Origin of the sequence: Pseudoalteromonas sp. LC2018020214 (assembly GCF_016598755.1) — a bacterium.
Classification (GTDB): Bacteria; Pseudomonadota; Gammaproteobacteria; order Enterobacterales; family Alteromonadaceae; genus Pseudoalteromonas; species Pseudoalteromonas distincta.
The window spans coordinates 2806576-2819395 of sequence record NZ_CP066804.1; the positions used below are offsets into that span (position 1 = coordinate 2806576).

The window sequence follows — 12820 nt, forward strand, 5'->3', positions numbered from 1 at the left end:
ACTTTAATACGCTAAGGGGCGCTTTAAATTGCGCCAATTAATACTACCCGCTAAAAGCATTTCGCGTAGTGATAAAACCCGTGGCATACAACGCTTCGAAAATTGCCACTGATGCCCGCAACATGCAGCGGTTAAACTCACTTTACTTGGCTTTATTAGCTGAGCATTTTGCTGCTCTAGCCCATTTCCTAAAAAATCAAACCAACCAAGCTCGTTACAATGCAGCTTATTTTCGCCTAACTGATCGATACTGTCTATTCTAAGACGCACCTGATCGTAGCCATGCAATATAACGGGCACAATAAGCCCCACTTTGGCATACGTTTGATAAAAAAGTTCATTAGCTTGAACATTCACATCGGGTGGGGTCGGTTTTTGCTTTTCGAGCCACGTACCATTTTGTGCATCAAGCGTAAAAGGCGTGTCACCATTGGCAACTAACGTTGCCGCTCGCTCAATATAATAAGGTAGGCTTTTTAACTGGCGGCGCAGTTTATCGGCATTAGGCTCTGCAACTAATCGCTGAACCTCACGCTGATAAAACGCATTGCACAATTGTGCATACAACACTTTTTGTGCATCAGTTTGCCAAATTTCAACTTGCTGTTGAGCACCAAGTGACTGATTTTTAGCGACCAAAAGCTGTACTCAAAGATATTCAGGTAAATGTTTTATAACACAGTATTGAATGTTTTTTAAGCGCAGCGCACTATTTTAAGCGCTTGGCTTTTCACCTAATTTTGCTTTACCTGATTCTAAAAATTGCACAACCGTATTACGCTTTTTACCAATCAATAAACTGCCATCAGCTAAAAACATAAAGTTTTGCCAATTGCGTTTAAATACATCAAACGTCGTTTCGATAATATTATCGCGTGCCATACAAAAATAAACCGTGGTGTTAGCTTCCCAATCTAAAAACGTTAAGATTGCTTCTGGTGGTAACGCATCGCCATTTTCCCACGCATCTTGCCAATCTACTTCTTGGCTAAAGCTTTTTTCTTGACCACACCAATCGGTGTCTTCAAAAAAATCAGGGTGATCAAACTCACGGCTCACCATGGTTGTCCAAAGTACGGCTGCGCGCTCGTCGCTCATAGGCTTTATTTTTGCTGCGTCTTCATCAGATACAGGTAAATCTTTGTGGCGAAAAACCCACGCCTTTTTGTAATCATCTAAAGAAATATAGTTCATAGTATTGGCAAATTAGTTAACATTAAAAGTGCAAAGCCAAATTATACAAGAGATCAAAACATGACTACAGCAATAAAACCACTTTCCCTAAAACCAGGCATATACCAACACTACAAAGGCCCGCAATATAAAGTTATTCATGTTGCCACCCATAGCGAAACCGAGGAACAACTTGTGATTTACCAAGCACTTTATGGTGAATTTGGTATATGGGCGCGCCCACTTAGTATGTTTTTAGAAACTGTTGAAAAAGAAGGTGAGGTCAAACAGCGTTTTGCTTATATTGGACCTGCTGCTTAACTATGGCATTATAACAAAATAACTTACTGCTCAGACCAGACAAGGGTACACCGTGCAATTTAATTCAACTGACAATTACATAGCGAGTAGCGCGCTTAAACAAGCTGTAAATGCTGCCATTATGCTCGAAAAACCACTTTTAATTAAAGGCGAACCTGGCACAGGTAAAACCATGCTGGCTGAGGAGTTGGCTAAAAGCTTAGATACTACGCTTATTCAGTGGCATATAAAATCGACTACTAAAGCGCAGCAAGGCTTATACGAGTACGATGCGGTTTCGCGCCTGCGCGACAGTCAATTAGGTGACGAGCGTGTACACAATATTGGCAACTACATCGTTAAAGGTAAGCTTTGGCAGGCATTTACATATGCAGAGCTTAACGGTAAACGCCCAGTGCTTTTGATTGATGAAATAGACAAAGCCGACATAGAGTTCCCAAACGACTTACTACTTGAGCTTGATAAAATGGAGTTTCATGTTTATGAGACTAACGAGCGCATTGTCGCAAAAGAGCGCCCTATTGTGCTCATCACATCGAATAACGAAAAAGAATTGCCGGACGCATTTTTACGCCGCTGCTTTTTTCACTATATTGATTTTCCTAGCAGCGATGAAATGCAGCAAATTATTGACGTGCACTACCCTAACGTTAAACAAGATTTAGTACGCCAAGCACTTGAGGTGTTTTTTAACTTACGTGAAGCCAATGGCCTTAAAAAGAAGCCCTCCACCAGCGAATTACTCGATTGGTTAAAGCTTTTAATGGCTGAAGACATAGACGCTAAAACACTGCACGACAAAGCTAAAAAAGGCGGATTAATGCCAATGTTTGGCGCATTACTTAAAAATGAGCAAGACATAAGCCTAATCGAAAAGCTCGCGTTTATGAGCCGTTAGGGCCTGTTGACCTTTCAGGATTAAAATTTGTTCTAACTAGGGACGATTTAATCGTGGCGCGAGGTTTGTAACCTAGTGGGCTAAGTAAAAGCCGAGCAACAAAGAGTTAATCGTCCCTAGGACGAACCTTCAGGCAGCGCGTGTTTGGTATTTATGCTGTGTTATCGCCTATTTATGGGGAATAACCACACTACATAGGCTCTGCCTTACCTAAATACCAAACACACTGCTGCAAATTTAACCTCGAAAGATAAACAGGCCCAAACATGTTAGTACAGTTTTTTTTCACGTTGCGTAAATACCGCTTACCGGTGAGCCTGCGCGAGTTACTCGATTTAATTAACGCCTTAAAAAAAGGCGTTATATTTGCCGACGTAGACGCCTTTTACCATTTAGCACGCACCATCATGGTAAAAGATGAAACGCATTTTGATAGGTTTGATAAAGCCTTTAGCGATTACTTTAGCGGTATTGCCGACTTAGACCTGCTCGAGAGCTTAAAGCTGCAACACAACTTGCCTGAAGACTGGCTACGTAAAGAGTTTGAAAAAAACCTAAGCGATGAAGAAAAAGCCCAACTAAAAGCCATGGGCGGGCTCGACGAGCTTATGAAAACCTTAAAAGAGCGTTTAGAAGAGCAACAAAAACGCCACGCTGGCGGTAATAAATGGGTAGGTACTGGCGGTACATCGCCTTTTGGTGCATACGGCTATAACCCAGAAGGTGTGCGTATAGGGCAAGACGGCAACCGTAACCGCCAAGCGGTAAAAGTGTGGGATAAACGAGAATACAAAAACCTCGACACCGACAGAGAAATTAGTTCGCGCACAGTTAAACTCGCCCTTAAAAAGTTACGTAAGTTTGCCCGCACTGGCGCAAGCGACACGCTTGATTTAAACGAGACTATTCGCGCTACTGCCAAACAAGGCGGCATGCTTGATGTTAAAATGGCACCCGAACGCCACAATGCAGTAAAAGTATTGATGCTGTTTGATATTGGCGGCTCAATGGATGACTACATCCACACCTGCGAAGAATTATTTAGCGCAGCCCACAGCGAATTTAAACACCTAGAGTTTTACTACTTTCATAACTGCTTATACGAGCACGTTTGGCAAGACAACGCGCGCCGACATACAAACGTGATTGACACCATGACGCTGATTAATAAATTTACCAGCGACTATAAAGTAATATTTGTTGGCGATGCCACTATGGGCCCTTACGAAATAGCCTACCCTGGCGGCTCGGTAGAACACTACAATGAAGAGCCCGGCAGTGCCTGGTTATCACGTGTCACAAACCACTTTGATAAAGTCGCCTGGCTCAACCCACAACCCATTGAACACTGGCCTTACTATCAATCGATTGGCTTTATAAAAGAGTTAATGAACAACCGCATGTATGCGCTGAGTTTAGATGGGATAAGTAGAGCGATAAAAGAGCTGAGTTGATAGTTAATATCAATGACAGCCCAGTGCCATAAGCGGATCTACAATACCTGTAGCACGGGGGAAATTATAGCGAAGCGAAAATTTTGTCCCTGTACCTACACTTGATAGTTGTTATCGGACTCAACGCCCAGTTCTTCTATAATAAACTCAAGTGAAACTCTTCCCTTATATCCAGTCTCAACATACGGAACAACGCGTTGGTGCCAAGCTGCTTCTTCTTTCCATACCTTCCAAGACTCAAGCTTATGGAACTGACTTTCGCATAAGAAAAGTATTGTGATTGGGTTGTTTCGCTTCAGGAACATTGTTGGAAGACATTTATAGGCATGTTCCTTCCACTCAAGAGTACCAAAGCCACGGTAGTCAAAAAAAGAAACACAGCCCCGAAGCCTAAAAAAGCCATTCTCAGTATTTCCAAACCTTGATGGTTGATTAAGGTGATGATTTGGAAATAGAGCGCCAGCATCTCTAATTGCTTGCATATTTACTGAAGGCGTAACATGAAAAACTTTACCTTTAAGATATGGAAAGAGTTCTTCATGATGTTCAATTTTCAAAGGACGATGCTCCTAATACTCTATGACTAACGTTTCAAACAGCGACGCAGCTCTGCTGTGTCTGGCTGCTTTGACTTGTTATGCCTTTGGCGTGTTTAAAACGTTCCTTTTTTGCTTTTAATGAGGCAATCTTGTTCTCGATAGTCCAACTAGCCATCTTGCACTGAGATTCTTCAAACTCTGTTATATGAGACCAATAATCCCTATGGTGTGCTTTATTAGGAGATTCAATAATGTCTTCAACGATGCGAAATAAGCTTTGAAAAGCTTCTTTATGCCGGTAAAGGTCAACAACAGAAATTGCCTGAATCTTTATGGTTAAAGCTGAATTGACCTTGGTGTTATTTGAGTTAAGTGCGACCTTCCACTGACCGTGGGCGATCTTGTTTCTCAGAAGGCTTGGATCATAAATATAATGGTCTATCAATAACTCGATTTTTTTACGTGTGTTAGCGACATGACCACTACTTTTACCTTCTACTTTTTGGAGAGATAGCTCGACACACTTTTTCCAAGCATCCACGATATTTTTCTTTCCTCGAGATTTTACTTGTGAAATCTCATCGAGGGTCAGTCCATCAGGTGTGTGGATTACTTTCGAGAATACAGCTTCGGCGAATGCGCAGTAGACTTGTGCTAGCAGCTTGGTATGAATTTCGGCTGTAGAATTATCGCCGCTAGAGTAAGCTGCATTAATGGTTTTGTTAATGTGCTTCCATGCCTGTTCCAAAGCTCTAACGTTTTCTGTTTGGGCAGCAAATACTTCTAGTCTTTCTTGTTCTAGCATTCATCCAATCCAAGGTAGGTAAAAAACACTCGCTGAAAATGCTCTTTACCTACCCGGAATCGAACCGGGATCCCGCTCAAAGAGTGGTGCCTTTCCAAATTAGACGACAGGTCCACATGCATTTTCAACTGTTCCGCCAAATGTGTCAACTCATGATTGAGGCACAGCGCACGCATTTGCGGATGCTTTAGAGCGCAGCGGTAAATCATTCGACAACATGCGCTTGTTATATTCATTTATCCATTGCAGCTTTTTGGTTGGCTTCAATTTTTTTGTTTAGCTCTTTACCTGCTTTTATCATCTCAGGCGTTAGTTCTTGCTGCATTAATTGAAAGCGCCTAGCTTGGATAATTAATAAAGACATTGATCTTGAAATAACGAAATCACTAGAGTTGTTTAATATCTTAGCCTTCGTTTTTTCAAGGCTATTATTTTTAAAATCTCTTTGAATTAACCATAAGAAAAGATCAGCCACTTGTAATCCATATGATACCTTTGAAGATTCTAATTTGAATTCTCCCAATTCATATTCGACTTCTTTAAATAGAGGGATACCACCGAATTTATCTTCTTCAAAGTCGACACCAAAAAACATGCGGTGATACTCTCGCATCGTTCCTTTGAATTCATCGCTCTGATCATGAATAAGCTCGGAAACTGATACACCATACTCTTTGCAAAACCTATGCGCGGCAGTTAATAAACTAGAAAAAGCAATAATATTCGGCGTCTGTTTTTTATATGCGCTTTTACCTTTAGCTGATATTAGGGTGAAAATATCAGGGTTATCTATCGCATAACTTAGACCTGCCGTGACAACTTCACATGCTCTTTTATCGTAAATATATGGAGCTTTTTCCAGCAAAGCTTTACATATATTAATTAGGCCATCCAAATCGTCTTTTAAATAACAGTTCCAAAACTCAACGTCTAAACCGTCTTCCATCATGTCATCTATTAATATACATAATGTGTGTCTGAATAGTTCAGTTGTGTACCAAAAAGGATGGACTGCGGGGTTATCCCAACAATCAAAGACTGTATCAACAAATTTAGTTGGTGCTATATACCTTTTTTGAAGTGTTGTGTAGTGAAACCTCCATTGAGTATCGTCTAAAGCTGCCAACAACTCTAAGCAAAGGCTACTTACTTTCTCTTCTCCGAGTTCGAAACCATGTAATCTTTCCAATCCATTATCAGTACAATATTTTTGAATTATTGGTGCAACTTTGGTTTCGATTTCACCAACGGATATTACTGCGCCTTGATAATAAATAGGTGACTTTTCACTAAAAATTTCTTTGCCTGAGTGTCCTGACTCATCGGCATATATGAAAGCCCCCTCTTTACCTTTACTCATATATATCCTTATATGACAATGTTTGCCTGTGAATATAACAATCTTAATCTACAAGCGATTGGGTCGTTTTTCTACCGTGAACCGTATCGACTTTCTACTTACAGTAGTTTTATCATAATGGATAACTTATTACTAAAATAGCTTTTTACTGTAAAGTTTAATTTACTTTAGGATGAAAACGACCTAACCGCTCGATTTTCTGACTATACGAGAAATTGGTAAACAAGCAGAAGAAAATCAAAACAACGACGATCTGCTTTTCGCTCTTAGCTGCCACAAGAAAGTAATAGATCGCGTCTTTCTTTTTGTCTTTTAAAATAAATAATCCAAAGGAACTTACAACTCAGCTATATGATTTAGCGTCTCAGGATGACGCTGCACAAGCTTTAGCAATATTATCGCTTGCCCATTAGGTGCACTGCGACCTTGTTCCCAGTTTTCAAGCGTTCTTGCTGAAGTATGTAGAATGTTAGCAAACACACCACGCGACATATTAAATGTTTCTCGATATTTACTATTTCATCAGGCGAGATAGCAAGGGCGTTAATATCATTTACTGAATGAGTACCTAACGTTAGCTTTCCTTGTGAATGCGCTTTAGCGTCCATAAGTACTGTCGTTAATTCTGAAAATAAATCACGTTTGCTCATTGCGCCATACCTTTGAAAGTTATATTAATAATCTTGATATCATGCAGCAATATTTATTATTACTTGCTAATAAACTTACACATTCCTAATCCTAAAACATCTCCATCACGCTTTACATAACCATATTGTCTATAAAAACTTTCTTTACCGTGAGCACTTAATAAACCTATAGTAGCGCCATTAGAGCAGGTGTTGTTTAGGTAGTTTTCAATGTAGGTCATAACTAAATGACCTATGCCTTGTTTTTGATAACTTGGCGCAACAATTACATCTTGAATATAAAAATACATTGCGCCATCACCGATTATTCTACCAGTGCCTATTAACTTATCAGTATCGTATACGGCAACCCAAAAAAGTGAGTTTTCAATGCTTGCTTTTAATGTTTTATCGTCAGGGTTTTGCCACTTTGCTTGTGCGCGTAGGTTAGTAAATTCATCCAGTGTTGGAGCTTTAAGTTCAACTTTATAAACCATTATATCCCTTACTCACTTTTAAAGCCCTTTACTCATAAACAAGCTGTAAGGATCTAACTCATAATCACCAAATGGTTCGCATTCTTTAAAACCAAACTGAGTGTAAAGCTTTTGTGCGGGTAAAAATGCTTCAGCAGTGCCGGTCTCTAAACTTAGCTTTTTATAACCACGAAGTGTTGCTTGCTCAATAATATGGGTGAGTAACTTAGCGGCTATGCCTTGGCGTAAATAGCTGCTTGATGTGCGCATTGATTTAATTTCGCCATGAGTGGCACTGAGCGCTTTTAATGCGCTAACACCCGCTAAATTATTATCAATCCATAAGCTATAAAAAGTTATATCGGGCTGAGTGAGTTTACTCACATCAAGTGCATGTACGCTCTCAACGGGTGAGTGTTTTAACATATCGTTATGGTGCGCTTGTAGTAGTTTTATAACGTGTGGGTTTGAAAGCTCACCTATTCTAATATCCACTTATACCTCGTTTAATCCTAGAATTTAATGCTTTAGGGCTTTAATTAAAACCCTAAAGTAAGTGGCTCTATTTAGGCTGCTAGTTTCCATACTACAAACGCAACAGCAAAGCCTACTAAATACACTAAACCTAACCACGTTAAACTACGTAATAGCACGCTGTGCTTTATAGCAGGCTCTGAGCGCACAAGGCTAAAGTTAAGCCATGCAAAAACAGGCGTTGTTACAAATGAAAGTGTCATTGCAAAGGTAAGCATGGGGCCAAGGGCTGATTTAAAAAATAAAATAACGGCCATACCGGCAAGGGCTTGTAGTATTAACCAAATATTTAAGCTGTGTTTTGATTGCCCAAAGCCAAGTAGTTTATGGGATTCGTTAAGCGTACGGGCGTAGCCATCAAGCACGGTAAGTGTAGTACCAAACATACATAAAAAAGCGATTGCTGATACAAGCGGCCTTGCCCACTCGCCTATTGTGAGTGCGTACATATCTATAAGCTGCTTGGCAAACGCGACACCGCCGAGTTCTATACTACTGGTTTGGCCGTATTGCACTAATACACCTAAACTAAAAAATACCAAGGCTAAGCCAGCTGTAAGCCAGTAACCTACGTTAAAATCGAACAAGCCTTGGCTTTTAGAAACTGTTTGCTGGGCTTGTTTTTCTTTTAGCCATAAAGAACTTAATGCAGATATTTCGATAGGTGCTGGCATCCAGCCCATTAAAGCCACCATAAAGCTAAGCATAGCCAGCTCGTAAGGTGATGGGCCAACATAATCAGCAGGCGCCATTGGGCCATTACTAAACGCGATAACTAACGCAATAACGGTAGCCAGCGTTAATAACCCCATTATGCCTTTGGCCACACTGTCGAGCGCTTTAAAGTGCCCTAACAATAATATGGCTAAGCACACACCGAGCAATATCCAACATAGCAGTGTTACCTCTATCACTAAAGGCAGCGCGTAATGCAGTAAGCTTGCGGTAAGCAGTAATACGCCAGCGGTATTAACAACAGCGGCTACAATGTTTAAGCCAATAAAACTGTAAAAATAAAACGGGCCTTTACTCTTATAGCCCTCCACTAGGCTATTTTTAGTGGCGAGTGTGTATTCCATACCAAAGCGAAAAAATGGGTACTTTAAAACATTAACAACAAGGATTAGCCAAAATAGTTGCCAGCCAAATATTGCTCCAGCCTGCGTAGAGGCAACTAAGTGAGAACCGCCAATAGCGGCTGTTGCCATGAGTATTCCAGGTCCAAGCGCACCTAGTCGAGACTTCCATACTGCTTTTGTTGTGTGCATTAATTTCTCAAAATATGTGTGTTGTGTGTTCTTTTTATTAATTTTTATAATTAATAAACTGCAAGAACGCATAACTTACCTAAATTACAGGCAATAAAAAAGAGCCATACGGCTCTTTTTTACAATACTTTGGAACTAAATTTTATTTAAGATCCATCTCTTGGATGATCTCGTGTGCGATTTCAGGTGTAGTGCTAACAGGCTTTTCGTGTAAGTTTGCTTTTATCTGCCCTTTTCGATGTTTTAGTGCCGCATCGAGTTTTTTAGCTGCGCTTGCAATGGCTGGGTACATAACTTCGTTTTCCCCTTTTACCGATATGCGCGTGCCTTCGTAATTAGTGCTAATTTCAGCTTGGATTTTATGATGCTCTTTAGACAAAATAATATCGAGTGCAATAAGCGATGGAAAGTGGCTCTCGATTTTTGAAAATTTTTCGTTGATGTGCTCTCTAATAGAGTCAGTAACTTCAACATGGTGACCAGAAAGATTAATTTTCATAGGGTATCCTTTTATTTGTTACCTCATAAATAGTATTGGGGGCTATTTAGATTAACACAAGGAAAAAAGAGAGATATTTGAGGTTTATTTGCGGTTTTTGGTGATTTAAATCATGCGTTGTGCAAAGTTTATGCAAAGCCCATAGAGCATGGGCTTTCAGACGTCTAGCTGTATTGATTAATCTGTGTACGAACAACAGTAGTCAGCAAAATCAGATACTTTTACTTTAAAGCTTACATTTGCATCAACATTAAACGATTCACCCGCGTTAAATGTTTTCCACTCACTTGCCCCTGGTAATAAAATATCCCATTGGCCAGCTAAAAGCTCCATGCATTCTTTTTGGTTTGTATCAAAAACAAACTCACCTGGTTGCATAAAGCCTAACGTTTTCGCTTCGCCATCACCTAATATAACGGTACGGCTCGACACTTTTCCGTCAAAATATACATTGGCTTTTTTTACTACACTTACGTTATCGAACTTTGGCATTTTTAGCTCCTGCTATTAATTTAAGATTTTTATTTATAAATTTTATCGCACCACCTTGCCTGATAGCTTACTTTCTTGCAAGGAAAGCAGCATTGTTCAAGGTGAAGTTGCTTCATGTTAGGGTATAAAAAAACCCGCAACATGTGCGGGCTTTTCAATTACTTACTTTATTTAATCAAAGCGATTAAAAAAGCTCGTTTGCTTTGCTTACAATGTTTTCCACTGTAAAACCAAAGTGCTCAAACAGCTCACCAGCAGGTGCCGACTCACCAAAGGTAGTCATACCTACTACTGCGCCATTTAGACCTACGTACTTGTACCAGTAGTCAGCAATACCTGCTTCTACTGCTACGCGGCGTGAAACAGATGCCGGTAATACGCTTTCTTTGTACTCTGCGCTTTGATCTTCAAAGGCATCAGTACATGGCATAGAAACAACACGTACCTTTTTACCTTGGCTGCGTAGCTCAGTTGCTGAATCTTGTGCTAGTTGCACTTCAGAGCCCGTCGCAATGAAAATAATCTCAGGGTTGCCGTCACAGCTAAGGATGTAACCACCCTTTTTAACGTCTGCTAATTGCTGTGCGTCACGCGCTTGTTGCTCAAGACCTTGTCGAGTAAAGATTAACGATGTAGGACCGTCTTTACGCTCAATAGCTTGTTGCCATGCAATTGCCGACTCAACTTGGTCACATGGGCGCCAGTTGTATAAGTTAGGCGTTAAACGCATGCTTGCAATTTGCTCTACTGGTTGGTGAGTTGGACCATCTTCACCTAAACCGATTGAATCGTGCGTGTATACAAAAATGCTTGGTTGCTTCATTAATGCAGCCATACGTACGGCATTTTTTGCATATTCAACAAACATTAAGAACGTAGCACCGTAAGGAATAAAGCCTTTATGAAGGGCAATACCATTCATAATTGCCGACATACCAAACTCACGTACACCGTAGTAAATGTAGTTACCGCTTGCATCGTCGTGTGTTAAACCTTTAGAGCCATCCCAAATTGTTAAGTTTGAGCCTGCTAAATCGGCTGAACCACCCATAAATTCTGGTAATAACGGACCAAATGCGTTTAATGCATTTTGCGATGCTTTACGAGACGCTGGGTTTGCAGGGTTTGCTTGTAATTGCTCAATGTACGCTTGAGATTTTTCAGCCCAATCGCCAGGCAGTTCGTTATTAATACGACGCTTGTATTCAGCTGCAAGCTCTGGGTATGCTTTTGCGTATGCTGCAAATTTTTCGTCCCAGCTTGATTCAAGCTGTTGACCTTTTTCTTTGCTATCCCATTGTGCGTAAATATCATCAGGAATTTCGAACGCATCGCCAGTCCAACCTAAAAATTCGCGAGACGCTTTAATTTCGTCATCACCTAGTGGTGCACCGTGACAATCGTGGCTACCAGATTTATTAGGTGAGCCGTAACCAATAATTGTTTTACAACAAATTAGTGATGGTTTATCGGTAACACTTTTAGCTTCTGCAATTGCAGCACTTATAGCATCGCTGTCGTGGCCATCAACACCACTGATTACATGCCAACCGTACGCTTTAAAGCGAGCTGGCGTGTCATCTGTAAACCAACCTTCTACTTCACCATCGATTGAAATGCCGTTGTCATCCCAAAATGCAACAAGTTTACCCAGACCTAATGTGCCAGCAAGTGAACCAGCTTCATGAGAAATACCTTCCATAAGGCAGCCATCGCCCATAAATGCATAGGTAAAGTGATCAACAATATCGTGACCTTCGCGGTTAAACTGTGCAGCTAGCGCTTTTTCAGCAATTGCCATACCTACGGCATTTGTGATCCCTTGACCTAATGGACCCGTAGTAGTTTCGATTCCTGGTGCATAGCCATATTCAGGGTGACCTGGTGTTTTAGAATGCATTTGACGGAAGTTTTTAATTTCGTCCAGTGGTAAGTCGTAACCACTTAGGTGCAATAGAGAATAGATAAGCATTGAACCGTGGCCGTTTGAAAGAATAAATCTGTCACGGTCAGCCCACTCTGGATTTGTTGGGTTGTGTTTTAGATAATCGCGCCATAATACTTCTGCGATATCAGCCATGCCCATAGGGGCTCCAGGGTGACCAGATTTGGCCTTTTGTACTGCGTCCATTGACAAGACGCGAATAGCATTTGCAAGTTCTTTGCGAGATGGCATGAATTCTCCTACCTTTATGTGTATTTGCGCGGGTATTTATGTGTTTGTTTATGCACCCAAGTAACTTGGGTTTGTTTATATCGACCATTCTTACTTATTGTGGGGGCTGTGTGCAATTAAAAACCCTATAAAAGTGAGGCATTATGAATATTTTTTAAGACCAAAAAGTTATTAGTAATTTTATTTAGACGTCTAG

The 12820-nt window shown here is 40.6% G+C and carries 14 protein-coding genes and 1 pseudogene; 3 read left to right on the forward strand and 12 right to left on the reverse strand.

Features of this window, described 5'->3' with window-relative positions; translation table 11 throughout:
- Positions 1 to 3: 3 nt before the first annotated feature.
- On the reverse strand, positions 4 to 639 hold the full coding sequence (locus JG479_RS12430; protein WP_002958964.1) for a hypothetical protein: 636 nt from the start codon (positions 637 to 639) through the stop codon (positions 4 to 6).
- 75 nt (positions 640 to 714) lie between these two features.
- Complete coding sequence (locus JG479_RS12435) at positions 715 to 1194, reverse strand: DUF2947 domain-containing protein (RefSeq protein WP_002958965.1); 480 nt, start codon at positions 1192 to 1194, stop codon at positions 715 to 717.
- Between the two features lie 60 nt (positions 1195 to 1254).
- Here JG479_RS12435 and JG479_RS12440 point away from each other — a divergent pair, with 60 nt between their 5' ends.
- The 3 genes from JG479_RS12440 (at position 1255) to JG479_RS12450 (ending at position 3846) form a co-directional block, all read left to right on the forward strand.
- Positions 1255 to 1494 carry a DUF1653 domain-containing protein gene (locus JG479_RS12440; protein ID WP_138489539.1) on the forward strand — a complete coding sequence of 80 codons (240 nt, stop codon included), beginning with the start codon at positions 1255 to 1257 and terminating at the stop codon, positions 1492 to 1494.
- Positions 1495 to 1546: 52 nt separating this feature from the next.
- Positions 1547 to 2392 carry an AAA family ATPase gene (locus tag JG479_RS12445; RefSeq protein ID WP_200219424.1) on the forward strand — a complete coding sequence of 282 codons (846 nt, stop codon included), beginning with the start codon at positions 1547 to 1549 and terminating at the stop codon, positions 2390 to 2392.
- A gap of 266 nt (positions 2393 to 2658) precedes the next feature.
- Complete coding sequence (locus JG479_RS12450) at positions 2659 to 3846, forward strand: vWA domain-containing protein (RefSeq protein WP_200219425.1); 1188 nt, start codon at positions 2659 to 2661, stop codon at positions 3844 to 3846.
- A 95-nt stretch (positions 3847 to 3941) separates the two neighbouring features.
- On the opposite strand, the gene JG479_RS12455 is transcribed toward JG479_RS12450, so the two are convergent.
- The 10 genes and pseudogenes from JG479_RS12455 to tkt all read right to left on the reverse strand — a co-directional run bounded on the left by JG479_RS12455 (position 3942) and on the right by tkt (position 12624).
- A complete protein-coding gene (locus JG479_RS12455) occupies positions 3942 to 4403 on the reverse strand; it encodes a hypothetical protein (protein ID WP_200219426.1) in 462 nt (153 codons plus the stop codon).
- A 34-nt stretch (positions 4404 to 4437) separates the two neighbouring features.
- The gene (locus JG479_RS12460) at positions 4438 to 5190 is read right to left on the reverse strand and encodes a hypothetical protein (protein ID WP_200219427.1); all 753 of its coding nucleotides are present in this window, start codon (positions 5188 to 5190) and stop codon (positions 4438 to 4440) included.
- A 232-nt stretch (positions 5191 to 5422) separates the two neighbouring features.
- A complete protein-coding gene (locus JG479_RS12465; protein ID WP_200219428.1) occupies positions 5423 to 6550 on the reverse strand; it encodes a DUF3800 domain-containing protein in 1128 nt (375 codons plus the stop codon).
- 336 nt (positions 6551 to 6886) lie between these two features.
- Positions 6887 to 7200, reverse strand: a pseudogene (locus JG479_RS12470) (helix-turn-helix domain-containing protein).
- Positions 7201 to 7259: 59 nt separating this feature from the next.
- Entirely contained in the window at positions 7260 to 7676 is a 417-nt protein-coding gene (locus JG479_RS12475) for a GNAT family N-acetyltransferase (protein ID WP_200219429.1), read from the reverse strand.
- Positions 7677 to 7694: 18 nt separating this feature from the next.
- The gene (locus JG479_RS12480) at positions 7695 to 8150 is read right to left on the reverse strand and encodes a GNAT family N-acetyltransferase (protein ID WP_200219430.1); all 456 of its coding nucleotides are present in this window, start codon (positions 8148 to 8150) and stop codon (positions 7695 to 7697) included.
- A 71-nt stretch (positions 8151 to 8221) separates the two neighbouring features.
- The gene (locus JG479_RS12485; protein WP_200220342.1) at positions 8222 to 9397 is read right to left on the reverse strand and encodes an NRAMP family divalent metal transporter; all 1176 of its coding nucleotides are present in this window, start codon (positions 9395 to 9397) and stop codon (positions 8222 to 8224) included.
- Between the two features lie 202 nt (positions 9398 to 9599).
- Positions 9600 to 9956, reverse strand: a complete 357-nt coding sequence (gene hpf, locus JG479_RS12490; protein WP_007376058.1) for a ribosome hibernation-promoting factor, HPF/YfiA family — start codon at positions 9954 to 9956, stop codon at positions 9600 to 9602.
- A 177-nt stretch (positions 9957 to 10133) separates the two neighbouring features.
- On the reverse strand, positions 10134 to 10448 hold the full coding sequence (ppnP, locus tag JG479_RS12495; protein WP_002958974.1) for a pyrimidine/purine nucleoside phosphorylase: 315 nt from the start codon (positions 10446 to 10448) through the stop codon (positions 10134 to 10136).
- A 184-nt stretch (positions 10449 to 10632) separates the two neighbouring features.
- Positions 10633 to 12624, reverse strand: a complete 1992-nt coding sequence (gene tkt / locus JG479_RS12500) for a transketolase (RefSeq protein WP_200219431.1) — start codon at positions 12622 to 12624, stop codon at positions 10633 to 10635.
- Positions 12625 to 12820 lie beyond the last annotated feature (196 nt).

Coding starts and splice junctions, on each gene's coding strand:
- JG479_RS12435 (WP_002958965.1), bottom strand. CDS start 1,194: ATGAACTATATTTCTTTAGATGATTACAAAAAGGCGTGGGTTTTTCGC.
- JG479_RS12440 (WP_138489539.1), top strand. CDS start 1,255: ATGACTACAGCAATAAAACCACTTTCCCTAAAACCAGGCATATACCAA.
- JG479_RS12450 (WP_200219425.1), top strand. CDS start 2,659: ATGTTAGTACAGTTTTTTTTCACGTTGCGTAAATACCGCTTACCGGTG.
- JG479_RS12460 (WP_200219427.1), bottom strand. CDS start 5,190: ATGCTAGAACAAGAAAGACTAGAAGTATTTGCTGCCCAAACAGAAAAC.
- JG479_RS12465 (WP_200219428.1), bottom strand. CDS start 6,550: ATGAGTAAAGGTAAAGAGGGGGCTTTCATATATGCCGATGAGTCAGGA.
- JG479_RS12475 (WP_200219429.1), bottom strand. CDS start 7,676: ATGGTTTATAAAGTTGAACTTAAAGCTCCAACACTGGATGAATTTACT.
- JG479_RS12485 (WP_200220342.1), bottom strand. CDS start 9,397: ATGGCAACAGCCGCTATTGGCGGTTCTCACTTAGTTGCCTCTACGCAG.
- hpf (WP_007376058.1), bottom strand. CDS start 9,956: ATGAAAATTAATCTTTCTGGTCACCATGTTGAAGTTACTGACTCTATT.
- ppnP (WP_002958974.1), bottom strand. CDS start 10,448: ATGCCAAAGTTCGATAACGTAAGTGTAGTAAAAAAAGCCAATGTATAT.
- tkt (WP_200219431.1), bottom strand. CDS start 12,624: ATGCCATCTCGCAAAGAACTTGCAAATGCTATTCGCGTCTTGTCAATG.